Genomic DNA, 22,417 nt, shown 5'->3' with positions numbered 1-22,417 from the left:
TGCATGCATACACGAGGGCGTCTTGCCGCCCCGGCTACTTCCTCCGCGGCATAGCGTGATCATCACCCTGGTCAGCGGATACAGCTCCCGTTCCAAACCGAACCCAGATCTACAACTGCGTCGCGGCACCGGCCCGCCGCCAACGTGGCTGTCGGCGGACGGCCCGGCGTGGATGCCGCCACCTGCATTGCAGCCCGCGGCACGCCAGCTAGTGGCACGGCCTCAGTTGGCCGGAGCGCCAGCCCCTCCCCCGCCGTCGACGAACACCTCGACCGCGATCACGTGCGCCTCTGTCAGACCCAGGTCCGGGCCTGGCTTCTCCAGGAGGACGGGCCGCAGGCCGCAGCTGCGGGCCCACTCGCGCGCGTCGGGTCCGAGTACGTCATCAATCCACACGACCGAGTCCCAATCCGCGTCGCCGGACGCCTCCATCCTGGCCAGCCACCTGGTCACCGACCGCAGCTTCGGTGTCGGCTCATCGGCGTCGGCCGGGCGCAGCAGCAATGTCACCCGCAACGGCTCCACGTCGAGTTGCAGCTGGTCCTCAAGCTCGGCGGTCATCTCAGTCGGCCACGTCGACACCCAGGCGATTCGACCGCACTGTGCCAGCCGCCGGACCAACGCAGTCCTCGCGCAGGTGAGCTGCGGGTCCGGCCGGAGATCACCCGGCCGTGCACGAAGGGCCGGGTTGAGAACGCCGTCGATGTCGAGCAGGATAATCGGCTTCAACGTCATGGGCGGAGCCTACCGTTGTCTTGACAAGCTCGGGTTTTTCTACAGGCGGTGGTTTGCTTCCTGATACCGATATGCGTCAGGCGGCTTCGGCCCTGACGGTGTTGGTGATGCTGCCGACTCCTTCGACTGTCACGGTGATGGTGTCGCCGTCTTGGAGGAACAGTTGTGGGTCTCTGCGGTATCCGACTCCTGCTGGTGTGCCGGTGAGGATGACGTCCGCTGGCTCCAGTGTGGTGAATTCGGAGATGGTGGCGATGAGTGTGGGGATGCTGAAGATCAGGTGGGAGAGGTCGGATTTTTGGACAACTTCCCCGTTCAATGTGGTGCTGATGCCGGCGTTGCTGATGTCGGTTTCTGCCGGTGTGACGATGTAAGGGCCTAGCGGGGTGGTGTTGTCCCAGATTTTGCCCTGCAGCCATTGGTGGGACTTGTTCTGATAGTCGCGCATGGTGATGTCATTGGAGACGCAGTACCCCAGAATGTGCCCCAGTGCGTCATCTTCGCTGATGCGGCGTCCTGCTTTTCCGATGATGACGGCGAGTTCCCCTTCGAAGTCGACCTGGCCGGATTCCGGGGGCAGGATGATGTCGTCGGCGGGTCCGGTGAGGGTGGATGTGTACTTGGGGAAGAGGACGGGAAAGGTGGCCGTGCTGACGTCGTTGGCATGGTCTTTGTAGTTCAGGCCGACGCAGAGGATTTTGCCGGCCCTGGGTGATGCCGGGCGCAGGGTGACGTCGGATAGGGCAACCCGTGACTCGGTCAGGCGGGAAGCACTGGCAAGGAAATCGGCGGATGTTTCCGGTCCGACGTCGGTCAGGCCGGCCAACGGGATGAGGTATTCGCCGTGCACTTCGCCGATGAAGTCGCGACCTTTGTATCGGTAGTTTGCGTAGGCCATTAGTTCTCTCTTCATGATCTTGGTTGCTGATTACGGCCGGCGCGGGCGTTACTGTGCCGGGTGCACGCCGAAGGCCACTGCGAGCTTCATGATCTTTTCGGCGCGGCCCAGGCGCGGCAGGTCGGAACCGTCGCGGATCACGCGGCCGCTGGCCTCAAAGTCGGCCATGAAGTCCGTGGCCCAGGCGACGTCGGACGGCGTCGGGCTGATGACTTCATTGATGACGGGAGTCTGGTCGATGGCCAGGCACAGCTTGCCGGTCATGCCCATCATCACGGTGATGCCGGTCTGCTCACGCAGGATCGGGTGGCTCGTGCCCACGGTGGGTCCGTCGATGGGGCCCGGCAGGTTGCCCACGCGGCTGGCCACTACGAGCTTGGCGCGCGGGTAGGCCATGGCCTCCTGCGTGTTTGCCATGCCCGTATCGCGGCGGAAGTCGCCGGACCCGAAGGCCAGGCGGAACGCGCCCTGGGCCTTGGCGATATTGTTCGCTTCCTCGATGCCGACGGCGGACTCCACCAGCGCAATCACGGGGGTCTGGCCGTCCATGCGGTGGAAGCTCTCCGTAACCTGGTCCGCTGACTCGGTCTTCGCCAGCATGACGCCCAGCAGGCCGGGCGTGCCGCGGAGCCCGGCAAGGTCGCTCGCCCAGAACGGGCTGGTGGCGTCGTTGATGCGGACCCAGGCCTTGCCACCGGCGGTCAGCCAGTTGATCACGTGTTCGCGGGCCGTGTCCTTCTGCGAGGGATCCACGGCATCTTCGATGTCCAGGATGATCGAATCCGCGCGCGAGACGGCCGAGACGTCAAAAAGCTCAGGCTTCATTGCGTTCACCAAAAGCCACGAACGGGCAATTTCGGCGGGGATATTGCGTTGCGGGATGATGGCCCGGGGAGCGTCATTTAGCGATGGGGTGGCGTGGGTAGTGCCTTCGGTGCTTCGGGGCATGTAAATGGGCTGCGTCATGGGTCTCCGTGCTAAGTCAGTTATGTGATGGTGCTGTGGATGTCATCCGATAGCAGAGCCCGTCTTCGGCTTCTTCCGGGTCCGCCCACACCTCGATCCCGAGCGCGGCTTCGTACATGGTGCGAGGCTGGACGGCGTCGCCTGCGATCCAGAGCGCTGTGGAGTCTGCCATGGCATCATCGATGGTTCCGATGCGGATGAGTTGGCCGTGCTGGCGGATCTGGACGGTGGTTCCGATCAGCCAGCGCCAATGGATGTACTGGCGGAGCATGATCCGCTCTCCGTAGGCAGGTGCGTTCCGGCTTCCAGGGCCGCTTGATGGGGTCATGGCGCGGTCAGGGCCGATGCCACGGCTTTGCCCAGGTCTTCTGTGGTAGCGTTGCCGCCCATGTCGGGGGTGAGTGCTTGTTGGCCGTGGGCGAGCACGGTTTCCATGGCGGTGGTGATGGCCGCCGCGGCTTGGGGTTCTCCCAGGTGTTCGAGCATCATGGCGGCGGACCAGATTTGCCCGATGGGGTTGGCGATGCCTTTGCCGGCGATGTCCGGGGCAGAGCCGTGGACGGGTTCGAAGAGGCTGGGGAATTTGCGTTCGGGGTTGATGTTGCCGCTGGGGGCGATGCCGATGGTTCCGGTGCAGGCTGGTCCGAGGTCGGAGAGGATGTCGCCGAAGAGGTTGCTGGCGACGACGACGTCGAACCAGTCGGGGTGCATGACGAAGTTAGCTGCCAGGATATCGATGTGGTATTTGTCCACCTCGATCCCTGGGTAGGCGGAGGCCATGGCCTGTACCCGCTCGTCCCAGTAGGGCATGGTGATGGAGATGCCGTTGCTCTTCGTGGCGGAGGTCAGGTGCTTCTTGGGCCTGCTTTGCGCCAGGTCGAAGGCGTATTTGAGGATCCGGTCCACGCCGGTGCGGGTCATGACGGTTTCCTGGATGACGGTTTCGCGGTCGGTGCCTTCGAAGATCTTCCCGCCGATGCTGGAGTATTCGCCTTCGGTGTTTTCGCGCACGACGTAGAAGTCGACATCGCCCGGGACCCTGCCGGCCAGGGGGCTGGGCACTCCGGGCAGGAGCTTGACCGGGCGCAGGCTGACGTACTGGTCGAAGTGGCGGCGGAACTGGAGGAGGCTGCCCCACAGCGGTACGTGGTCGGGGACGACGTCAGGCCAGCCGACGGCGCCGAAGAAGATGGAATCGAACTGGTTCAGTTCCTCGAACCATCCGTCGGGCAGCATCTTCCCGTGCCGGGTGTAGTAGTCAGCGGAGGCGTAGTCGAAGTGTTCGTATGTGAGGTTGAGGTCGAAGGCTGAGGCCGCGGCGTCCAGGACGCGCAGCCCTTCGGGCACAACTTCGGTGCCGATTCCGTCGCCGGGAATGACTGCGATGCGGTGGGGTTTCGACATCAGGATCCTTCTTCGTTGTTGGTGGGTGTTCGAGTTAGCGATCGACCGGGTGTGCCGGTTCGCGGTTTTCGAGGACGTCGATGACGGCGTGCGCGGCTGCCAGACCGGCCCGTGTCCGGGCTTCGGCTGTCTGGCCGGCGAGGTGGGAGGTGATGAGAACGTTGTCCAGGCCCCGGAGGGGGCTGTCGCCGGGCATGGGTTCGTTCTCGAGCACCTCCAGCGCGGCGCCGGCGATGGTTCCGTTGTTAAGTGCCTTGGCCAAGGCCTCTTCGTCCACGAGCGAGCCGCGGGCCGTGTTGATGAGGATGGCGGTGGGTTTCATCGCTTGCAGCCTGGGCGCGTCGATGAGTTTGCCGGCGCTCCGGCCTCCGCGGGTGTGCAGGGAGAGGTAGTCGGCGTCACGGATGACGGTGTCGAGATCGGTGAACCGGACCGCGGGATTGTCCGGGTCGGGGTGGGCGGTGCTGACCAGGGCGGTCATTCCGAGGGCGGCTCCGAGGTTTGCCGTGGCGCGTCCGCTGGGGCCGTAGCCGATGATGCCCAGGGTGGAGCCGCGCAGTTCGTGGCCGGCCTCGCGGGGCCAGTGCCCGTTTCGGACGGCGGTGGTGACCTGCAGGAGGCGGCGGGCGGCCATGATAATCAGTCCGATGGTGAGTTCGGCGACCGAGTGGTGGTTGGTTCCGGGGGCGTTGCAGACCCTGATTCCTTGTGCGGCCGCGGCCTGGACGTCGATGGAGTCGTACCCCACGCCGCTGCGCGCAATGACTTTCAGGGTGGCGGCGGCTTTGAGCATGTCGGCGGTGACCGGCTCACTGGCGAGGATCGCGCCGGAGATGCCCTCGAACAACGACCCGCGTTCCTCAGTGGGCCGTGGGCCCCGGTGTGGCGAGTAGACCGGTTCCAGACCGTGTTCCCGCAGGAGCTGGTCAACGGCATCTTCCGGCTGGAGGTAGTCGGTGGTGATCAGGATGCGGGCGGCCATGGCACAGGTAGGTTCCTAGTGTGGTTGCTGGGGATGCGCTGTCATCAGCGGCTGTAGATTAGGGGTTCACGCGGTCAGGGCCGCAGCGGTATGCACGGCGGCCCTGACGTGTGCGGTTTTAGTAGACGTCGACCTTGTCCGCTTCCGCGGCGGCCGGTGTCTTTGCTTCGATTTCGTTTTTCTTCTGGCCTGCGGCATGCAGGGCTTTGCGTGCCTGTTCGTGGTCGTAGTCCTTTTCCCACTTGCCGACGACGACGGCGGCCATCACGTTGCCGAGGACGTTGATGAACACCCGGCCTTCGTTCAGGAGCCGGTCGATGCCGACGATGAGGGCGAGAGCTGCCAGCGGGATCCCGCCGACAGAGCTCAAGGTGCTGGCCAGGACGATGAACGCTCCGCCTGCAATGCCGGCGGTGCCCTTGCTGGTGAGCATCATGACGCCGACCATGACCAGCTGCTGCTCCCAGGAGAGGTCCATGCCAACGGCTTGGGCCAGGAACACTGAGGCCATGGTCAGGTAGACGGCTGACCCGTCAAGGTTGAAGGAGAACCCGGAGGGGATGACGATGCCGACGGTGGACTTGCCCACACCCATGGCTTCGAGCTTCTTGATCAGCTGTGGAAGGACGGCTTCACTGGAGCAGGTGCTCAGGGCGATGAGCAGTTCGGCCTTGAAGTAGCGCATAACGGTGAAGATGTTCAGTCCGCAGGTGCGGGCGATGATGCCCAGGACTACGAGGACGTAGAGGATGCAGGTTCCGGTGAAGAGCAGGACGAGGTAACCGAGTTGCTGCAGGCTCTGGGTGCCGTAGTTGGCTACAACGGCCGCCAGGGCGCCGAAGGTGCCGATTGGGGCAAGGCGCATGACCCATGTGACGATCTTGAAGATCACCGTGGACAGAGCCTGGATGCCACGGGTCAGGAAGGCACCGGCTTCGCCGGAGACGTTCATGGCGGCACCGAAGATGATGGAGACCATCAGTGCGGCGATGATGGTGTGGCCAGTCAGGGCACCGAAGAGGGATTCGGGAATGATGTTGTTGACGAATTCAATGCCGTTGAAGCCTTCGCTGGCCTTGGCCGGAACCTTGCTGGAGTCCAGCTGGGACGGGTCGATGTTCATGCCGTCGCCGGGACGGAAGACGTTGGCGACGACCAGGCCGATCAGCATCGACAGCAGGGACAGGGCGAGGAAGTAGCCCAGTGCCTTCACACCGATACGACCGGCTTTGCGCAGGCTGTCCATCGATGCGATGCCGAGGGACACGACGCAGAACACAACGGGGATGACGATCATCTTCACCAGGGCGATGAACCAGTCACTCAGAGGTGTGAGCTGCTTGCCGACTTCGGGCAGCAGAAAGCCGACGGCGATGCCCAGGACGGCGCCCAGGACGACCTGGAACCATAGTTCGCGCATCAGCCGGCCGAACCGGGATCGCTGCTTGGGCGGGTGGGAGGAATGCTGGGGATTCTGCAGGGTGTGGGACGACATCTTGGGTGCTCCTTTGCACGACAGACAGAGAAGTTTGGGGAGGTGGTGGTCCCGGGCAGGGCTCTGCCCGGGACCAAGCTGCGAGGGTGTCTAGTCGTGCAGAGCGCGCAGGACCTTGTAGAACTCAGCCTTGCCTTCGAGCCCGATGCCCGGCAGATCGCCCGGGGCCACGCGGCTGTTGACGATCACCGCGTCGTCGGTGAAGCCTCCGGTGGGCTGGAACTCGCCCGGGTAGGACTCGTTGCCGCCAAGCTTGAGGGCTGCGGCGATGTGCAGGGAGAACTGGTGTCCGCCGTGCGGGATGCAGCGGCGTGAGGACCAGCCGTGCTGGGCGAGCATGTCCTGGATCCGGCGGTATTCGGTCAGGCCGTAGCTCAGGGCCGGGTCGACCTGGATGAAGTCGCGGTCCGGGCGCATGCCGCCGTAGCGGACCAGGTTCCGGGCATCCTGGAGGGAGAACAGGTTCTCTCCGGTGGCGATCGGGTTTTTGTAGTGCTCGGAGAGGGTGGCGTTCAGGGCGTAGTCCAGCGGGTCGCCGACTTCCTCGTACCAGAACAGCCCGTACTGGTCGATGGCTTTGCCGTATTCCAGCGCCGTCTCCAGGTCGAACTTGCCGTTGACGTCCACCATCAGGCGGGAAGCGTCGCCGTCGAGGACCTCGATCACGGCTTCGATGCGGCGCAGGTCCTCGGCGAGGTCGGCGCCGCCGATCTTCATCTTGACCACGTTGTAGCCCTTGGCGAGGAAGCCGCGCATTTCGTTCTGCAGGTCCTCGAGGCTCTTGCCAGGTGCGTAGTAACCGCCGGCTGCGTAGACAAACACGTCCTTATCCGGGTTCCCGTCACCGTAGTGGTCAGAGATCCACCGGTAAAGCGGGACGCCGGCGATCTTGGCTGCGAGGTCGTGCAGGGCCATGTCGGCGACGCCGACGGCCACCGAGCGCTCGCCGTGTCCACCAGGTTTCTCGTTGGACATCATCAGGTCCCACGCCTTCTCCGGCGAGAGCTGGCCGTCCTCATCGAGAAGGTCCTCGGACGGGGCGTCCATGATGCGGGGAAGGATGCGGTCCTTCAGGATGCCCGTGGCGTTGTAGCGGCCGTTGGAGTTGAAACCATAGCCAACCAGAGGCTTCCCGTCGACAAACACGTCGCTGACGAGGGCGATGATCGTGCAGTCCATCTTGGTGAAGTCAATGAAGGCGTTCCGGATCGAGGAACTGATGGGAATGGTGCCGACGTGGGCGGAAACGATTTTCATCTTTGAATCTCTCCTGAGTGGGGATCTTATTTCTTATAAGTAGCTAGATCGAAGCACGTCCCAAAATCGGGAAGATTTTGTGGTTGAGCAAATATCTTATAAGACTGTGCGCTTTAGGCTAGCCTGCAGGTGATGGGGAGCACAAGTCCAAAAGAAAGATTTCTTATAAGATGTTTCAGAGTAGACTCAGTCCAGGGGGTACGTAACCCCCGTGAGAGATCCGGAGCAGCAAGTGAACACCACGAACGTCTTTTCCAGTAAGGGCAGCCTGGCGTACAGCGAACTGCGCCGTCTCATCCTCTCCGGCGGCCTGAATCCTGGCTCGCGCATCTCCCAGTACGAGCTGGCGGACAGTATGCAGATGAGCATCACTCCTTTGCGTGAAGCTATCCGCCGGCTCGCCAGCGAGGGCCTGATCGTCATGGACACCCACAGGGATTCCCGCGTGGCCAGCATGAGTGCCGCCGAAGCGCGCGAACTCCTTGAAGTCCGTCTCTCTCTTGAACCATCGGCAACGGAGCTGGCAGCAGCCCGCAGGACAGAAGCTGATATCGCGGCAATGCGTGCCGCAGCGGAGAAGCTCCTGCCCGTCACACGGGTCTGGGGTGAGGACGCCATTACTGTGCACCGGGAATTTCACCGCGCCGTTTACGCCGCTTCGCACAATGAGGTCATGATCAAACTCCTGGACGATCTATGGGATAAATCCGATCGCTACCGCCGCATCGGCCTGGAGCTTCCCTCCGGTGATGAGCCCCGGACCATCGACCTGAACCAGCACCACCAGATACTCGAGCTCGTCATCGCCGGAGACGGCCCCGGTGCGGCGGACCTCGCGCGGACCCACATCGCCCACAGCCTCACAGCGTCCGTAACCGGAGCGCTGGAAGAACGCGAGAACGTCCAAACCGACAACCTGGAGAAAACCGCCTAGCATCCGACGGGTCTGCTCCAAACGTCACTGCCAGCCGCTGCCGCGGTTCCCTCCGCTCCGTCCACATGCTCTTCTACACAAAAGACTGCACTCCCATGCCTCCTCTTCGTTCCCGCCCTGCTGCGCGCAGCCGGCGTAGCCCGCGAGGATTTCGGAAGGCCCATCATCGCCGTCGCGATCAGCTTCACCGAGTTCGTTCCCGGCCACACACACCTCCAGCCAGTGGGAAGAATTGTTTCCGAGGCCATCCACGCCGCCGGGGGAATCGCCCGCGAGTTGAATACCATCGCCGTCGACGACGGCATCGCCATGGGCCATTCCGGAATGCTGTACTCCTTCCCGGTTCCCCAAGCTGCACTCCGGACCCTCAACCCAGCGGTGACTCCGCTATCAGAACGGCGCACACATCTGACAGACACATCCGGTGCCCGCCAGTCGCTGACAACCTCGTCCACGACGCCAGCTTGCTCGTCGCTTTGAACAGCGGAACGACCGTGAGCGACGGGCTGCGCGAAAAGCCATTCTTAGCGAGAACCTCGCTGCCGCTATGCATGGGAGGAACACGATAGACGCGCGTCCAACTATGGACAGGCCGCACTGATCAACCAAAACCTGGACCGTCCCCGGAAGAAGAGTCCGGATCCCACACACCTGGGACTCTGTCGACGGGTGGTACGCCGCAACCTCTGATACCCCAGAAACGTTCCCGCTGAACCCGGAACGTCCTAGAAAACCTACGATCCGGGCCGCCAAGTCGTGTCGCCTGCAACAGAGACCTGCATGAAGTGGCGTCGGCAGAACCATGAGAAAAGCTCCAAAATGGAGGTCGAAAAGCCGGCCGTGGACAAATGTGTGGACAATATCCACACAGCCTTTGGCCGGACAAATATGCGATGAGCCCACCCCTGCCTGGTTCGCAGACAGCAGCTATCCGGGGAAGATCGTCGAAGAGACTTCGGCTTCGTCATGTCGTCACCACAACCCTGGGCCTGAATAAGTGAAAGGCAACAAACTGGTCACCGGAACAGCCGGATAGGACGCGGCACATACTCTAAATTCCAACAAGCCGAGGGCCCACAGGCCAGGGCCCTGACCCCGCCACCCACACAACTTCACAGGCCACCGCGGCGCCGGGCACAAACCGCAGCCAGGGTCAGAGGGACCCGCGGATGGCCAATGTCCACACATTAAAGCAAAAACCGCTCTGACGAGGGTTATGCGTGCCCGAGGTGGGACTCGAACGGCATTCTTGGCCTTGAAAACACTGGACAGACCAGGGAACATAGGGAATTCAGGCCAGTTGTACCGATATACGACCCGATCCAAAGCCCAAGGTGTTGACACTGTCAACACCTTCTTTTTCGTCTCTCGTGAAGTTGTCGCCCAGCGACACACGTTTCTGGCTCCTTGAGGGAGCAGCTCCGTACGCCACCGAGTAACCGGGCCTCGCCGCTCGGCGCGGTCGAGCCGAGCACCGAAACGGCAAGGGCTAATGCCGGGCTTGCTGGCTCACGTATGCACAGGGTGCAGAATCTTGTCTATGAAGATCCGTGCAGGGCGTCGGGTAGCGCGAGGCCAAGAGCCGGCGCCGGACACGATGACGGCGGAGGGCGGCGCCTACGGCGAGGCGGTCCGGGGGCTAGCGCGACGCGCATGACGGCACGGAGCAACTGATCGACTGGATGACGGATGGGGAGATCCTCGGACTGCTCGACCGCGACTCCACCTGATTGCTGCTCCCGCTCATCCCGATGCTGCCAGGCCAGCGGCCGTTCGTGGCCGGGGCGGTTTCGCGGGTCGGCGTCCGGGCATTGGGTTCAGCGTGATCGGCGCCTCCACCGCCTTCCCTGTGACAGTTGCGCGGGCCGCGACCCGGGATTCGTCGCTGGAGGAACGGGTCGGGCTCGCGATCGGTCTAGCGACCAGCGCGGGGGGAGCTAACGATTCCGTCTCTGTCTGCGTTAACCCGCTTCGTCACCCCCGCACGGCGACTGGGCCCTGCACGCCGCCAGGGCACAGCCGGTCAGCTGGGCGGACGCGGACCGGTGGCGGAGCCGTAAGAAAGGGATCGACGAGGGCGGCCGGGCCGCCTGAGGTCGTTAGGGATCGTGTCCGGCCGGTCCCGCGGGAACAATGCGAGGGGGTGGCGAGGGCCCCTCGACGCGGACGGGCAGCTCGTCGTCCCCCCGAAGAATGGCGCGGAGCAGCCGCCGCTGCTCTCCCCTGAGCGACATGAGCGCGTCGCCGCGCCGCAGTACCAGACCCCCGTCCGCGGTGGCATACCGCTTCTGCAGATCTCCCAGCTCCTCGGCTCGCAGCAGCGCGACCGTGCTAGCCCCAGCCAAGTCGACCACGCGGACCAGCGAGGAGGGTCCCGTCAGATCCGTCGCAACGACGCGCCGCTCGCTCTCGGCGAGTATCGTCTTCTGCGCTGCGCGTGTCACGACCAGGGGACGGGACGGCCCGTCCAGCAGTCCGGTCAGCACGTCCGCTGCAGCGTTAGGGCGGCCCGTTCTCCGCGCCGCCGCCTGCATCCGCTGCAGGCGACCCGGCTCCCGCAGCAGCTCGTCGATCTTCCAGCCGATCGTCGCGGGAGTGTTGCAGCGGACCGCCGCCCCCTGTTCCATCAGGTAGTCGCCGTTGCGAACCTCCTGCCCCGGGATGGTGTTCACAAGCACCATGGGCAGTCCTGCAGCCATACACTCCGACGCCGACAGGCCGCCCGGCTTGCCCACAAACAGGTCGGCGCGGCGCAGCAGCTGCGGCATCTCCGCCGTGAAGCCGAGCACGCGGTAGCGGTCGCCAGCGGGCGCCACCAGCTGCTCGATACGCTGCCGCAGCGCATTGTTGCGTCCGCACATGACCGTGGCCGTGAAGGACGAGCGCATGTGCAGCGTCTGCCGCACGACCGAGACGGCATAGTCGCCGCCAGTCGCACCCGCCGAGATCAGCAGCATCGGGGGCTCGTTTGCATCGCGCGCAGGCGCTACGTTCAGCTGGGTAGCGATAGGGATCCCCGTGGCCGCGACGCGGTCGGGGGGCAAACCCAGCGCCATCAGTTCCACCCTCCCCTCCTCCCTGGCCAGGAAGAGCGCGTGGAACGCGCCCGTAAGCCATAGGCCCTGGAAGTCGTAGTCCGTTGTAACGACGGCGATCCTCGCGTCAATCACGCCGCGAAGGAGCAGTGACGCCAGCAGTTGGGCTGGCAGGAAGTGCGTGCAGATGATCGCGGTCGGCCGGAATCGCTTGATCGCACCGATCACCGGAAGAGCGTTCACCCGTGTCCAGGGGTCTACTGGGCCCCGCCGCCGGAACGGACGGTCGTTGATGTCGTAGCCCCACTCGACCAGCCAGGGCAAATCCTCGACCAGGACGAAGTAACCCCTGCCCAGCAGTGTGCGGTAGAGCACGCTGCTCACCTGCAGCACGTCCAGCACCTGCACCTCGTCGATGTCGGCGCGCGCGGCACACGCCTGCTGCACCGCCGCCGCGGCGCTGTTGTGCCCCGCTCCTACCCCTGCTGACAGGATAAGTACGCGCTCCCTCCCAGCGGCGTCGGGGCCTCGTGCCGACGTTCTGCGCATGAAGAGAGTCTAGATGAGTAATTCCTATTGCGTAGGGCGGTGGGGAGCCTTTTAGAGTCAGACGGAGAGTGCTAAACCCGGTATGTGAACCCCGAACTAAACACTCTCCTGACCACACTCTATGTCCTGCTCACCGACCGTGTCCTGCCTGATCTTGGCGTGTCACGGAACCGGCGGCCCGGGCGCAAGCCCGGGCTGTCCGATGCTGAGCTGCTCTGCCTGGTGGTGGCGCAGCAACTGCTCGGATACTCCTCCGAAACCAGGTGGATCCGTTACGCCCGGACGCACCTGACCGGGATGTTCCCCGGAATTCCGCAGCAGTCAAGCTACAACAAACGGATCCGGGCCGCCGGGACGCTGATCTCCGCGAGGTAGGGCCAAAGATCGGAGCCGCAGATGCAGGTCGCGGTAATGCGGATGACCGCATCGCTCGGGTTGACGATCTTCGGATCTTCCCGATCAATGACCCGGATGTCCCGGGGTCCTTCGAGGACTACTCCACGCATGCTGTTCCTCTCTTCACGTGCTTCGGTTTGCTTCGCCAGCGGGACGGCAGGAGCCTCGGTGGTGGCCCGGTCAACGGGCCACCACGGCTGCCCGGCTTAGCTGAAGTATGAGTTGATGGGGGTGTTGTCGACGTAGATGCGCTGGTCGGTGAACTTCCCGTTGGTGATGGTGAAGATCGAGCAGGCCCTGATGGTCACGTCGACTCCGTCAAGGAAGTGCCAGGCGCTGTCGACCTCGAACACGACGACGCCGTCTTCCTCCTGCCAGACGTTGATCAACGGGTGCGCGAGGGACTCGACTTTGCCGCCGATCGCGGCCATCTGCGCCAGCACGACGTCCTTGCCTTTGACGGTCGGGGCGTTGGCGAAGGTCAGGGTGATGTCGTCGGCGTAGTAGTCGCCGAGACGTTCGTAATCCTTCTTCTCCATGACTGCGAAGTACTCGGTCAGGAAGTCTGCGGTGCTCTGGTCGGCACGGGACATGATTGGTTCCTTACTGTTTGGTGGTTATGCGAGATTCGCGGGAAGGCGGGCTAAGACGGTTGCGCCTGGGGTGGGCGCGCGGGGTGGCAAAATAGTCGGCGAACTCGTCAGCAGCGGCCTGCTGCGACGGCTTGAGCACGGCGGCGGCCAGCGAGAAGCCGCCGCTTGCGCAGACGCCGATCACGCCGATCCGCTCCCGGTCGATGTCCCTGCGGATTCCGAGGTAGTCGACGGCGGCGCTGAAGTCCTCGACGAAGGCCTCCAGGGAGGCGACGTTGCGCGGCGTGCCGCCGCTCTCGCCGTTGCAGGAGGCATCGAACGCCAGTGACGAAAGCCGCGCTCGGCCATCGTCTGCGCGTACAGGCCGGAGGTCTGCTCCTTGACGCCGCCGAACGGGTGCCCGACGATCAGCGCCCGGGCACCGCTGCGAAGGCCCTTGGGGCTGTACAGAAGGCCCTAGGGCTGTACAGGTCGGCGACCAGCTCGATGCCGTACCTGTTCTTGAACGAGACCTTCTTATGGTCGACCTTCTTGCTGCGCGGGAATGTCTTGTCCCACGTGTTGGTCCACTGAGGCTTGGCCTCGGCCCGGGCAGCGGTGCCGCCCGCCGCGGCAAGCGTCCCGGTCGCCACTGCGGCTCCGGTCAACTTAAGCAGGTGACGGCGCTGCAGGCCGAGACCGGTATGCTCCGCACTCATCGGTTCACGGGAGTCTGCCGAGATCATGGTGGCCATTCTGGGTTCGTGGGGGTCGATGCGCCGCTGCATCGTCGATGCGGCTCTCGGTCGGCTCCGGGAGGGACGAGCCTCCCGGCTCTGTCTTCTGACGTACATATCCATCGAACCCCGGCGATCTCCAGGAATGGGAGTCCCTCCTGATACCCCTCTCGACAGGGACTCCCGCGGTGCATCTTCTCCGTGTTCCATGGATGGAGTACTGCTCGGACCGATCTAGAAGGACTCCACGATGCGGCTGCCCGGAACAGCCGTCTCGGCGAGACCAAGGACATCGACCAGTTCAAGTTGCTGGACGGGCAACAGGTCAGCATCACGGTCGCTGGCTGAATGAAGGAAATGACTAAAATGACGCTCAATACGACTCCTCTGACCAGACGCGGTCTCCTGTTGACCGGAGCAGCGCTTGGCGCGGGGATTCTGGCAGGCTGCACCAGCACTCCACCGCAGGACGCCTCGACGCCCGCGGCCACGGACGCTGCGCCCAACCCGACCGGGACCCCCGCGACCGGGGTACAGGCTCAAGGCGACCGGTACGGAGTCGGCCTGTACAACACCCGGCAGGTCGCCGACGAGCTGGTGTGGATCGGCGAGGAAGTGCAGTCGTTCAAGGGCGGCGAGCACAAGCGCGTCCTCATCACCGGGTCCACCGCCGGCGCCGGACAGCTCGCGGCCGCCTATCTGCTGAAGCGCGGGCACACCGTCGTCGCGCACGCCCGGAACGAGCAGCGCGCCGCCGACGTGCACCGCGACCTGCCGGGCCTCGAGGACGTCGTGATCGGCGACCTTCTCGACCTCGAACAGACGAGGGCGTTGGCCGGGCAGATCAACGCCCTCGGCGGGTTCGACGTCATCATCCACAATGCCGGCGAGTACGGCCTTCCCGACGGCGAGCTGCTCAACTCCAACTCCCTCTCGCCTTACCTCCTCACCGCGCTGGTGACCCCGCCGCAACAGCTGAGCTACCTCAGCTCCGACCTGCACCTCGGCGGCGGCCTGAGGCTCGACGAGGTGCGCTCGGGCGAGGGTATCGGCTACGGCGACAGCAAGCTGCACATGGCGATGATCGCGACCGCCGCAGCCCGCGTCTGGCCCGACCGGCAGATCAACGCCGTCGCGCCCGGCTGGATCCCCACCCTGATGGGCTTCCACAACGGCAACACCACCACGCCCGACAGCCTGCGCGACGGCTACATGACCCAGGTCTGGCTCGCAGAGGGAGTGGAGCCCGGCAGCGACGTCACCGGCGAGTTCCTCTTCCACCAGCAGGTCGAGACGCGCGTGAACGAGCTCGTGCACGACACCCAGGCGCAAGACCAGCTGCTGGCCTCCTGCGCCGAGCGGACTGGCGTCGAATTCCCCGCAGAAAGCTGAGCTCCGGCCCCAACCCCGCCGGACAAGAACCCACACACCCAACACCTAAGGATCGACGACCATGACCGTCTCCACACACGCCGGCCGACCACGCCGTCGCGGCCTTCTGGCCACGGCGGCCCTCCTCGTCACGGCAGCAATGGCGCTGGTCCCGGCATCACCGGCCGCCGCGCACCACGGCTGGGACGGCTTCGAAACCAACGACCTCGTCTACATCGCCGGCACCGTCTCGTCCGAGGGGATCTGGGGCGATCCGCATTCACTTTTCGATGTGACACTGGATGCCCAGCTGCCGGCCAACACGCCTGACCTGCCGATCCCCGAGGACCTGTCAGGCCCAGAGGACAGCATCCGGGTCGAAGCCGCCCTCGCGTATGACGGACCCCACGACGAGCTTGAGATCCTCATCGCTCCACCATGGTGGTCGAGCAGCAACGGCTTGAACCGCGAGCTGGAGGTCGGAGAACGCTTCCAAGGAGTCGGATACATCAACAGCACCGATGACGGCCTCTTCCGTCCGGTGGCATTCTGGTATGGAGACGACAATGCGCCCGTCAACCAGGTGATCGGCAACACGCTTCCCGTCCGGGCGCCGCTGCCAGGCGCCGCGCAGGCAAGCGACGAGCCTGCCGAAGTGCCGTCCACGGTGGAGGATCCCGTGGAGATGGCCCCTCCCGCACAGGGTGCCGATGCACAGGGTGCCGAGGCCACCGATGACAGCCGCTCAGAGACGTGGGTCGTCTGGGCTGTGTTCGCTGCTGTCGTCGTCGCGGCGGCGGCGGGCAGCGTCTTCTACGTACGCCACCGTACCCGCCAGGATGAACGGAACCAGGATGCCTGAATGGCTTGAACTGATCCTGCGCTGGCTGCAGGACTGCACGCTCGGTGACGCCGTGCGTTCCACCCCCTTCATGTATCCGACGCTCGAAAGCCTCCACATCCTCGGCATCGCTGTGCTCGTCGGCCCGGCTTTCGCCTTTGACCTCCGGCTGCTGGGCGTCGGGCGTCGCCTGGTGTCCGTCACGAAGGCCGCACGTTATCTCCTGCCGGTGTCCCACCTCGGCCTGGCCATCGCCGTCGTAACAGGCATCTTGATGTTCAGCGCGCAGGCCGTCGGCGTCGCCGGCTCCGGTGCTGCGCCGTGGAAGCTCGGACTCCTGCTCCTGGCTGGGCTGAACGTCCTCGTGTTTCACCGCGGTGTCTACCATCGAGTCGATGCGTTGGCGGATGCCGACGCGACACCCGTCGCGGCCCGTATCTCGGCGATCGTATCGATGTCGACATGGACGGGCGTGATCTTCGCGGGACGATTCCTGGCCTACATCTGATCTACTCGTGCCGTGCAACAAAGACATGCATGGACACGACCAGTACCGGCGCAAACGTCGCCGTCGTCGACCACGAAGAACCCCGAGTCCAGCCGGACTCGGGGTTCTTTTCGTTCGTCGCCGGTACATGGCTAACCGCGAGCGATCGCTGTGGCTAAGTCTCAGGGGACGTTGTGGCCCGCGGCCTGGATCAGCCCGTACCACTCGCTCCGCGTCAGCGGGATGTCGGAGCCTGCCGCAGCGTCGGCGACACGCTGCGGCTTCGTGGTGCCGAGCACGACCTGCATGCCCGCGGGGTGACGGGTGATCCACGCGACCGCGATCGCCGTCGGCGTGACCTGGTACTTCGCGGCGAGCCGGTCGAGCTCGGCGTTCAGCTCCGGGTAGTCGGGCGAGCCAAGGAAGACGCCGTCCTGGAAGCCCTTCTGGAAGGGCGACCAGGCCTGCAGGGTGATCTTGTTGATCCGCGCGTAATCGACCAGCCCACCGCCGTCGCGGGTGATCGAGTCGTCGAAGCCGGTCATGTTCGACGACAGGCCCTGGGCAATGATCGTGGAGTGCGTGACCGACAGTTGCACCTGGTTCGCCACGATCGGCTGCCTCACCGCGGTCTTCAGCAGTTCGATCTGACGCGGGGTGTGGTTGGAGACGCCGAAGGCGCGCACCTTCCCGCTGGACTGGAGGTGGTCGAAGGCGCGGGCGACTTCTTCAGGCTCCACGAGCGCGTCGGGGCGGTGCAGCAGCAGCACGTCGAGATAGTCGGTGCCCAGTGCCTTCAGGGACTCCTCGGCTGAGGACACGATGTGCTCGTAGGACTGGTCGTAGCCCCAAGGGTCGTCGACGATGCTGGTCTTGGTCTGAAGGACGATCTGATCGCGCTCGGACGGGCGCAGCCGCAGGGCCTCGGCGAAGCGGCGCTCGCACAGGTGGAAGCCGCCGCCGGGGTGGTTGAACCCGTACAGGTCCGCGTGGTCGAAGAAGTCGATCCCGGCATCCCGGGATGCCGTATAGAGGGAACGGATCTGTTCGTTGGAGTCGCCGGCGATGCGCATCATACCTGCGACGACGTTCGGGACCTTCAGCTCGGTGGTTCCGAAGGGGACGATCTTCAAAGGCTTTCCTTTCGTGGATGGTGGGATCTGGCGGTGCTAGGCAGCGGAAGCGCTCAAGCGGTCGTACCCGCTTCGGGCAGTGCCGGTCGATGATGTCAAGAGAAACTCCTCCCGGGAGCCGGAACTGAAATCCCAGCCCAGCCCCCGGGAGCAGTATTCTTGTGTGCAGGCTTCTAGTCCCTATCAGACCAGCGTCGAGCGGAAGAAACTCGTGAGCTTGTCGAAGGGAATGAGGCCGGTACGGTCGTACAGGTCCACATGCCCGGCACCCGGGACCCAGAAGAGTTCCTTCGGGCCGGTGGCACGCCGATGGGCTTCCTCGCTGAATTCACGGGAGTGCGCCTGGTCGCCGGCGATGAACAGCAGCGGGCGCGGTGCGAGGAGGTCCATGTCGTTGAACGGGTAGAACGTCATAAACTTCGTGTTGGTGGCCAGGGCGGGATGCGTCGTCGTGTTCGGGCACCAGCCGCGGGCGGTCCGGTAGAAATCGTAAAACTCCCGGTCCACCGCGGTGGACTCTGCAGTGAGCACCTCCGGGGTACCGCCCGTATACTCGATCGCTCCGCCGGCGAACTCGACGTCCCGCTGCGCGGCAGCCTGCGCAATGAACTCCTTGCGCTGCTCCAGGCTCACGGACTTGCGGAGGCCGTCGCGGTTGGCCGCTCCCATGTCGTACATGCTCACCGTGGCAATGGCCTTGATGCGCGGATCGATCTTGGCCGCGCTGAGGACGAAGCTGCCGCTGCCGCAGACGCCGATGGCGCCAACACGTTCCCCGTCCACGAAGGTCAGCGAACGCAGGTAATCCACCGCGGCGCTGAAGTCCTCCGCGTAGATGTCCGGTGAAACTGCGTTTCCGGGCTTGCCGGCGCTCTCTCCCCAGAACGAGAGGTCGAATGAAAGTGTGACGTATCCCTGCTCCGCCATCTTGGTCGCGTAGAGGTTGGCGCTCTGTTCCTTCACGGCGCCCATCGGGTGGCCCACCACCAGCGCCGGGTTGCTGAGCCTGCGGTCCAGGTTGTTCGGTACGAAGAGATTGCCCACAACCTTCATCTGGTACTGGTTCTTGAAGGAGATCTTCCGCACCGTGACCTGGTCACTTGTGTAAAAGTTGTCCGCACCGTTAGAGGTGTCTCCTGGTTCCAGGTCGTTGCGGGAAGTGCCAGGTGCCGCGGTGGCAGCATCGGCCGTTGCCATCCCGGCCACACCGGAGAGTCCGAGCACGGCGGCACCGGCGCCCGTCAGTTTCATGAGTCCCCGGCGCGAAACGCCGTCCTCTGCCAGAGTGGCACGGATGGCGGTCTTCTTGGTTCCGTCAGTGTTCATAGTCATGTCTTTGTCATCCTCGTAATGTGCGCTAACGAATGTCGAAGTTTCCTTCTGCACTTTCAAGAAGACCACGGTTCACACACCCGAGGGAGCCCCGGTCAAGAGTGGTACCAGCAGGGCCTCCATCAGCATTTTCCTAGGTCAGACGTCACTTTCTCTCGGGTTTCACGCTGAGGATGCGATCGTCGTCGGGCCCTGGGGTACCTCTCCCGTCCGTGTTGTTGGTGACAAACCAGAGCATCCCGTCCGGGGCTTCAGCAACGTCCCGGATACGGCAGAATCCGCCGTCGAGGTAGCTCTCCGACGTCGAAGGTTCCGCAACGGGAACAGCCCGCAGGACCTGACCACGGAGGTTCGCGATAAACAGGGTCCCGTCAATGTGGACCAGGCCGCTGGGGCTGGCCTCGGCCGGCGCCCACTGCTGCACGGGGTCAGTGAAACCTTCGGTGTTCGTGATCCCTTCCGCGGCCGGCCAGCCATAGTTGGCGCCTGCGGTGATGATATTGAGTTCGTCCCATGCGTTGTGGCCGAATTCGGTCGAGAACATGGTGCCATCCGCTGCCCATGCGAACCCCTGCGGATTGCGGTGCCCGTAGCTGTAGACAAGCGATCCCGGAAAGGGGTTGTCCTCGGGAATACCGCCGTCCGGGGTCATCCGCAGGATCTTACCGTTCAGCGAGGCCAGGTCCTGGGCACTGTCCCGCTGGCCAGCGTCGCCCGTGGAGATGTAAAGCATGCCGTCGGGCCCAAAGGCCATGCGGCCACCGTCGTGATAGCTCGCAGCGGCAATACCGTCGAGCAGCGTTTCTGGCTCTCCAAGCGCCAGGGAACCGGGCTGTCCGGTGACGTCAAAGCGCTGGATACGGTTTCCCTCGGCCCCGGTCGAGTACACATACAGGCGGCCGCGGCCGTCTACAGCCAGCCCCAATAGGCCACCCTCCCCTATGCCAGCAACACCCGGAACGCTTCCCAGTGTGCGCGCAGCGCCAGTGGCGCTGAGTTCGAGGATGCGCCCGCTGTCCCGTTCACTGACCAACGGTGTGCCGTCGCGGAACACTACGGACCACGGCGCATCCAAACCGGTGGCCACGGTTTTTGGAGCATCCGCCATGATGGCTGCACTGGCCGGGGCTGACGGGCCGCTTGGCGCCGCAACCTGTGAAGTCTCTGACGGCGAACCTTGCGTTGCTTCCGGCGTTGCAGTGCATGCCGCCACCAGGAGGCTGGCCCCGATGGCGGCAGGCGCCAGCAGCGCTCTCTGGATGGGGTTCAAGTTGGATCCTTCCGTTTGGTCAGCGCGGGAATGCCGTACGGCGTCCGGCAAGGGCGAGGAAGAGCGCGACGGCGGCGAGCCCAGCCATCACCACCGGCAGGACCAGCCCGTCGAAAGTACCGATCACCACCGCGCCTGCCACCCCGGCAGCAAAGATCGCCAGGTTGAAGGCGACACCAAGCATCGAGTTGGCGACGTCCGCGTTGTCCCCGCTGGCGGCGCTGATCGCCGTCTGCAACTGTGCTGCCGCCCCGCCGAACGCAATGCCCCACAGCACGATCGCCGCAAGCACCGCCACGACAGACCCCTGTCCAATGATGAGGACCACGCCGGCCCCGACGAAGGACCCAAGGCTCAGGAGGACCAGGCGCCGCAAGCCCTTGTCGATCACCGCACCGGTAATCGCGATCCCGGCGATCGCCGCCGCCCCGAACACCACCAGCGCAACATCCACCGGCACCGGAACGCCGGCCGTGCGGAGGTAGGAGCCGATGTACGTGTAGAGGATGTTGTGTCCCAGCATCCAGCTGACAATGACAGCCAGGACAACGGCGACCCCCGGGATGCCTAGTACCCGCACCAGCGGGACACGCGTCGCAGCACGCTGTCCATGTGCGTCCGGAACCAGGAAGAGCGCCAGCAGGACCGTGATCACCGTCAGGATAGAAAGGACGCCAAAGGACCAGCGCCAGTCGAAGGTGGTGCCCAGCCAAGAGCCGAACGGTGTACCCACGGCGAGTCCCACCGGCGTGCCAAGGGACGCCACCGACAAAGCACGGCCCGCGTATTCCGGGGCCGTAATGCGGCGGGCGTACCCGGCAAGCATGCCCCACAGCAGCCCGGAGAACGCACCGGCAAGGAGCCGCGCCCCTAGGGAGAGCACAATGTCCGTGGAAAACGCTGTGATGAGGTTGGCGGCCAGGAAGCCGAGGATCCCGACGATGAAGACCGGTTTCCGGCGAATGCCGCGTGTCATGGCGACTGCGGGCATCGCGGCAACAACGGTGCCCAGTGCGTAGGCGCTGACAAACTGCCCGGCCGTGCCCTCGGTGATGTCCAGCCCGGCAGCGATCTGCGGCAGCAGGCCGGCCGGCATGGTTTCGGTGGCGATCAGCAGGAAGCCCATCAGCGCCATGACCAGCAGGGCCGCCCACGGGAAGGCACCGCCCGGGGCAGGAGTATCCCCTTCCCGGAGTGTCTTGTCCTCAAAGGTGCCGAGGTGTTCGTGGCTTGGCTCGGCAACGTCCGCGTTGCCGGCGTCGTCCTGGAGGGTGGCGCGAGTCAAAATGGTTCCGTTTCTCTCTGCGGAAGTCTTGCGGGTGGAGGTCAGGCGCTGAACCTGATCAGGTTCCAAGGCTGAGGGTCGCGGTAAATCGGCTTTTGCGGTCCCGGATGGCCGCAAGATCATCGAAAGTCCCGATCCGGACGATCCCTCGGTAATACCCGACGTGCTCGTAGTAGAGGACCAGGACCTGGCCCGGTGCGTAGTACCCGATCGTCAGTGGATCGGCGTCGCCGCCGGACGGAACGCCGTCGAGCGAGAGGGGTGACGGAAGTTTTGCGAGCTTTTCCTGTCCGCCGAAATCGCTGAAGGAAAGCTTCAGGGGAAGCCGGTCGATCAAGGAGCGCGCAGTCGCGTTGCCCAAAAGTCTTCCGCTGACGGCGGCACAGTCGAAGCTGATGGTGATCGGAGTGCCTGCCGCGCGCGCTTCGGTGCTCATGCCTCGTCCACACTTTCCACAGCAGCCTCCGGGCCTTCGGGGCACGGGGCGGAGTCGGAGCCGGGCTTGCGGGGAAGGTCTACGATCAGAATCGGATCCAAAAATGTTCCCGGGGCGGCGGACGGTGACGTACCGGCCAGAGCCTGGCCGGTCGAAGGGGTGCTGCGCCCAGCGGTTTGGAACGCCAGCGCGACGACCGCGAGCAGGGTCCAATTCTTTGTTCGCATGGGAGAAGGTCCTTTTCTCTCTGGAGCGGGTCCATTCCAGCAAACCAGCTGACAACGGCGGGCGGGAGCCTCTCT

22 protein-coding genes and 3 pseudogenes are annotated in these 22,417 nt (G+C 64.5%); 6 read left to right on the top strand and 19 right to left on the bottom strand.

Annotation, left to right across the window (positions count from 1 at the left end; translation table 11 throughout):
• Window positions 1-222: 222 nt before the first annotated feature.
• The 8 genes from Q8Z05_RS17485 to Q8Z05_RS17450 all read right to left on the bottom strand — a co-directional run bounded on the left by Q8Z05_RS17485 (window position 223) and on the right by Q8Z05_RS17450 (window position 7,737).
• The gene (locus tag Q8Z05_RS17485) at window positions 223-735 is read right to left on the bottom strand and encodes an HAD domain-containing protein (protein ID WP_305940840.1); all 513 of its coding nucleotides are present in this window, start codon (window positions 733-735) and stop codon (window positions 223-225) included.
• 76 nt (window positions 736-811) lie between these two features.
• A complete protein-coding gene (locus Q8Z05_RS17480) occupies window positions 812-1,633 on the bottom strand; it encodes a fumarylacetoacetate hydrolase family protein (RefSeq protein ID WP_305940839.1) in 822 nt (273 codons plus the stop codon).
• 48 nt (window positions 1,634-1,681) lie between these two features.
• Complete coding sequence (locus tag Q8Z05_RS17475) at window positions 1,682-2,599, bottom strand: HpcH/HpaI aldolase/citrate lyase family protein (RefSeq protein ID WP_371745874.1); 918 nt, start codon at window positions 2,597-2,599, stop codon at window positions 1,682-1,684.
• A 16-nt stretch (window positions 2,600-2,615) separates the two neighbouring features.
• A complete protein-coding gene (locus tag Q8Z05_RS17470) occupies window positions 2,616-2,870 on the bottom strand; it encodes a hypothetical protein (protein WP_305940838.1) in 255 nt (84 codons plus the stop codon).
• Between the two features lie 53 nt (window positions 2,871-2,923).
• Window positions 2,924-4,003: a tartrate dehydrogenase gene (locus tag Q8Z05_RS17465; RefSeq protein ID WP_305940837.1), complete on the bottom strand. Its 1,080-nt coding sequence runs from the start codon at window positions 4,001-4,003 to the stop codon at window positions 2,924-2,926.
• A 34-nt stretch (window positions 4,004-4,037) separates the two neighbouring features.
• Window positions 4,038-4,985 (bottom strand): phosphoglycerate dehydrogenase, encoded by a 948-nt coding sequence (locus Q8Z05_RS17460; RefSeq protein ID WP_305940836.1) that lies wholly within the window; start codon window positions 4,983-4,985, stop codon window positions 4,038-4,040.
• A 118-nt stretch (window positions 4,986-5,103) separates the two neighbouring features.
• Window positions 5,104-6,480 carry a cation:dicarboxylate symporter family transporter gene (locus tag Q8Z05_RS17455; RefSeq protein WP_305940835.1) on the bottom strand — a complete coding sequence of 459 codons (1,377 nt, stop codon included), beginning with the start codon at window positions 6,478-6,480 and terminating at the stop codon, window positions 5,104-5,106.
• Between the two features lie 90 nt (window positions 6,481-6,570).
• Window positions 6,571-7,737 (bottom strand): mandelate racemase/muconate lactonizing enzyme family protein, encoded by a 1,167-nt coding sequence (locus tag Q8Z05_RS17450; RefSeq protein WP_305940834.1) that lies wholly within the window; start codon window positions 7,735-7,737, stop codon window positions 6,571-6,573.
• 232 nt (window positions 7,738-7,969) lie between these two features.
• On the opposite strand from Q8Z05_RS17450, the gene Q8Z05_RS17445 reads away from it, so the two are divergent.
• Together Q8Z05_RS17445 and Q8Z05_RS17440 are read left to right on the top strand one after the other, a co-directional pair.
• Window positions 7,970-8,671: a GntR family transcriptional regulator gene (locus Q8Z05_RS17445; protein ID WP_305940833.1), complete on the top strand. Its 702-nt coding sequence runs from the start codon at window positions 7,970-7,972 to the stop codon at window positions 8,669-8,671.
• Between the two features lie 85 nt (window positions 8,672-8,756).
• Window positions 8,757-9,013 (top strand): annotated as a pseudogene (locus tag Q8Z05_RS17440) (dihydroxy-acid dehydratase domain-containing protein); the annotation flags it as partial.
• 1,757 nt (window positions 9,014-10,770) lie between these two features.
• Here the strand turns inward: Q8Z05_RS17440 and Q8Z05_RS17435 are convergent.
• On the bottom strand, window positions 10,771-12,255 hold the full coding sequence (locus tag Q8Z05_RS17435) for an MGDG synthase family glycosyltransferase (protein WP_305940832.1): 1,485 nt from the start codon (window positions 12,253-12,255) through the stop codon (window positions 10,771-10,773).
• 84 nt (window positions 12,256-12,339) lie between these two features.
• Here Q8Z05_RS17435 and Q8Z05_RS17430 point away from each other — a divergent pair.
• Window positions 12,340-12,624, top strand: a pseudogene (locus Q8Z05_RS17430) (IS982 family transposase); the annotation flags it as partial.
• Between the two features lie 2 nt (window positions 12,625-12,626).
• Here the strand turns inward: Q8Z05_RS17430 and Q8Z05_RS17425 are convergent.
• The 4 genes and pseudogenes from Q8Z05_RS17425 to Q8Z05_RS17410 form a co-directional block, all read right to left on the bottom strand.
• Window positions 12,627-12,761: pseudogene (locus tag Q8Z05_RS17425) on the bottom strand (IMP dehydrogenase); the annotation flags it as partial.
• A gap of 96 nt (window positions 12,762-12,857) precedes the next feature.
• Complete coding sequence (locus Q8Z05_RS17420) at window positions 12,858-13,244, bottom strand: nuclear transport factor 2 family protein (protein ID WP_305940831.1); 387 nt, start codon at window positions 13,242-13,244, stop codon at window positions 12,858-12,860.
• Window positions 13,245-13,254: 10 nt separating this feature from the next.
• Window positions 13,255-13,449, bottom strand: coding sequence for a hypothetical protein (locus tag Q8Z05_RS21490; RefSeq protein WP_371745986.1), 195 nt, complete (start codon window positions 13,447-13,449; stop codon window positions 13,255-13,257).
• 202 nt (window positions 13,450-13,651) lie between these two features.
• Window positions 13,652-13,969 (bottom strand): hypothetical protein, encoded by a 318-nt coding sequence (locus Q8Z05_RS17410; RefSeq protein WP_305940829.1) that lies wholly within the window; start codon window positions 13,967-13,969, stop codon window positions 13,652-13,654.
• 357 nt (window positions 13,970-14,326) lie between these two features.
• Here Q8Z05_RS17410 and Q8Z05_RS17405 point away from each other — a divergent pair, with 357 nt between their 5' ends.
• The 3 genes from Q8Z05_RS17405 to Q8Z05_RS17395 all read left to right on the top strand — a co-directional run bounded on the left by Q8Z05_RS17405 (window position 14,327) and on the right by Q8Z05_RS17395 (window position 16,680).
• The gene (locus Q8Z05_RS17405; protein WP_305940828.1) at window positions 14,327-15,352 is read left to right on the top strand and encodes an SDR family NAD(P)-dependent oxidoreductase; all 1,026 of its coding nucleotides are present in this window, start codon (window positions 14,327-14,329) and stop codon (window positions 15,350-15,352) included.
• A gap of 61 nt (window positions 15,353-15,413) precedes the next feature.
• Window positions 15,414-16,193, top strand: a complete 780-nt coding sequence (locus Q8Z05_RS17400) for a hypothetical protein (protein WP_305940827.1) — start codon at window positions 15,414-15,416, stop codon at window positions 16,191-16,193.
• A complete protein-coding gene (locus Q8Z05_RS17395; protein ID WP_305940826.1) occupies window positions 16,186-16,680 on the top strand; it encodes a DUF6644 family protein in 495 nt (164 codons plus the stop codon). Before Q8Z05_RS17400 ends, Q8Z05_RS17395 begins: the two co-directional genes overlap by 8 nt.
• Window positions 16,681-16,841: 161 nt before the next feature.
• Here Q8Z05_RS17395 and Q8Z05_RS17390 read toward each other — a convergent pair whose 3' ends face one another.
• The 6 genes from Q8Z05_RS17390 to Q8Z05_RS17365 all read right to left on the bottom strand — a co-directional run bounded on the left by Q8Z05_RS17390 (window position 16,842) and on the right by Q8Z05_RS17365 (window position 22,342).
• Window positions 16,842-17,732: an aldo/keto reductase gene (locus tag Q8Z05_RS17390; RefSeq protein ID WP_305943609.1), complete on the bottom strand. Its 891-nt coding sequence runs from the start codon at window positions 17,730-17,732 to the stop codon at window positions 16,842-16,844.
• 243 nt (window positions 17,733-17,975) lie between these two features.
• The gene (locus Q8Z05_RS17385) at window positions 17,976-19,124 is read right to left on the bottom strand and encodes an alpha/beta hydrolase (RefSeq protein ID WP_305940825.1); all 1,149 of its coding nucleotides are present in this window, start codon (window positions 19,122-19,124) and stop codon (window positions 17,976-17,978) included.
• Window positions 19,125-19,269: 145 nt separating this feature from the next.
• Window positions 19,270-20,394, bottom strand: a complete 1,125-nt coding sequence (locus Q8Z05_RS17380) for a PQQ-dependent sugar dehydrogenase (RefSeq protein WP_305940824.1) — start codon at window positions 20,392-20,394, stop codon at window positions 19,270-19,272.
• Between the two features lie 19 nt (window positions 20,395-20,413).
• Window positions 20,414-21,679, bottom strand: coding sequence for an MFS transporter (locus Q8Z05_RS17375; protein WP_305940823.1), 1,266 nt, complete (start codon window positions 21,677-21,679; stop codon window positions 20,414-20,416).
• A gap of 58 nt (window positions 21,680-21,737) precedes the next feature.
• The gene (locus Q8Z05_RS17370; protein ID WP_305940822.1) at window positions 21,738-22,115 is read right to left on the bottom strand and encodes a cyclophilin-like fold protein; all 378 of its coding nucleotides are present in this window, start codon (window positions 22,113-22,115) and stop codon (window positions 21,738-21,740) included.
• On the bottom strand, window positions 22,112-22,342 hold the full coding sequence (locus Q8Z05_RS17365; RefSeq protein ID WP_305940821.1) for a hypothetical protein: 231 nt from the start codon (window positions 22,340-22,342) through the stop codon (window positions 22,112-22,114). The genes Q8Z05_RS17370 and Q8Z05_RS17365 overlap by 4 nt, the downstream gene beginning before the upstream one ends.
• Window positions 22,343-22,417 lie beyond the last annotated feature (75 nt).

Source organism: Arthrobacter oryzae (assembly GCF_030718995.1).
In the GTDB taxonomy this organism is placed as follows: Bacteria; Actinomycetota; Actinomycetes; order Actinomycetales; family Micrococcaceae; genus Arthrobacter; species Arthrobacter oryzae_C.
This window is presented reverse-complemented; position numbering and strand designations above follow the sequence as displayed.

Bases quoted from the DNA above. Each gene is read 5' to 3' on its own strand.
- Q8Z05_RS17470 (WP_305940838.1), bottom strand. From the start codon at position 2,870: ATGCTCCGCCAGTACATCCATTGGCGCTGGCTGATCGGAACCACCGTC.
- Q8Z05_RS17480 (WP_305940839.1), bottom strand. From the start codon at position 1,633: ATGGCCTACGCAAACTACCGATACAAAGGTCGCGACTTCATCGGCGAA.
- Q8Z05_RS17365 (WP_305940821.1), bottom strand. From the start codon at position 22,342: ATGCGAACAAAGAATTGGACCCTGCTCGCGGTCGTCGCGCTGGCGTTC.
- Q8Z05_RS17455 (WP_305940835.1), bottom strand. From the start codon at position 6,480: ATGTCGTCCCACACCCTGCAGAATCCCCAGCATTCCTCCCACCCGCCC.
- Q8Z05_RS17420 (WP_305940831.1), bottom strand. From the start codon at position 13,244: ATGTCCCGTGCCGACCAGAGCACCGCAGACTTCCTGACCGAGTACTTC.
- Q8Z05_RS17395 (WP_305940826.1), top strand. From the start codon at position 16,186: ATGCCTGAATGGCTTGAACTGATCCTGCGCTGGCTGCAGGACTGCACG.
- Q8Z05_RS17465 (WP_305940837.1), bottom strand. From the start codon at position 4,003: ATGTCGAAACCCCACCGCATCGCAGTCATTCCCGGCGACGGAATCGGC.
- Q8Z05_RS17485 (WP_305940840.1), bottom strand. From the start codon at position 735: ATGACGTTGAAGCCGATTATCCTGCTCGACATCGACGGCGTTCTCAAC.
- Q8Z05_RS17475 (WP_371745874.1), bottom strand. From the start codon at position 2,599: ATGACGCAGCCCATTTACATGCCCCGAAGCACCGAAGGCACTACCCAC.
- Q8Z05_RS17460 (WP_305940836.1), bottom strand. From the start codon at position 4,985: ATGGCCGCCCGCATCCTGATCACCACCGACTACCTCCAGCCGGAAGAT.
- Q8Z05_RS17405 (WP_305940828.1), top strand. From the start codon at position 14,327: ATGACGCTCAATACGACTCCTCTGACCAGACGCGGTCTCCTGTTGACC.
- Q8Z05_RS17435 (WP_305940832.1), bottom strand. From the start codon at position 12,255: ATGCGCAGAACGTCGGCACGAGGCCCCGACGCCGCTGGGAGGGAGCGC.
- Q8Z05_RS17390 (WP_305943609.1), bottom strand. From the start codon at position 17,732: ATGCGCATCGCCGGCGACTCCAACGAACAGATCCGTTCCCTCTATACG.
- Q8Z05_RS17410 (WP_305940829.1), bottom strand. From the start codon at position 13,969: ATGATCTCGGCAGACTCCCGTGAACCGATGAGTGCGGAGCATACCGGT.
- Q8Z05_RS17370 (WP_305940822.1), bottom strand. From the start codon at position 22,115: ATGAGCACCGAAGCGCGCGCGGCAGGCACTCCGATCACCATCAGCTTC.
- Q8Z05_RS17450 (WP_305940834.1), bottom strand. From the start codon at position 7,737: ATGAAAATCGTTTCCGCCCACGTCGGCACCATTCCCATCAGTTCCTCG.
- Q8Z05_RS17400 (WP_305940827.1), top strand. From the start codon at position 15,414: ATGACCGTCTCCACACACGCCGGCCGACCACGCCGTCGCGGCCTTCTG.
- Q8Z05_RS17385 (WP_305940825.1), bottom strand. From the start codon at position 19,124: ATGACTATGAACACTGACGGAACCAAGAAGACCGCCATCCGTGCCACT.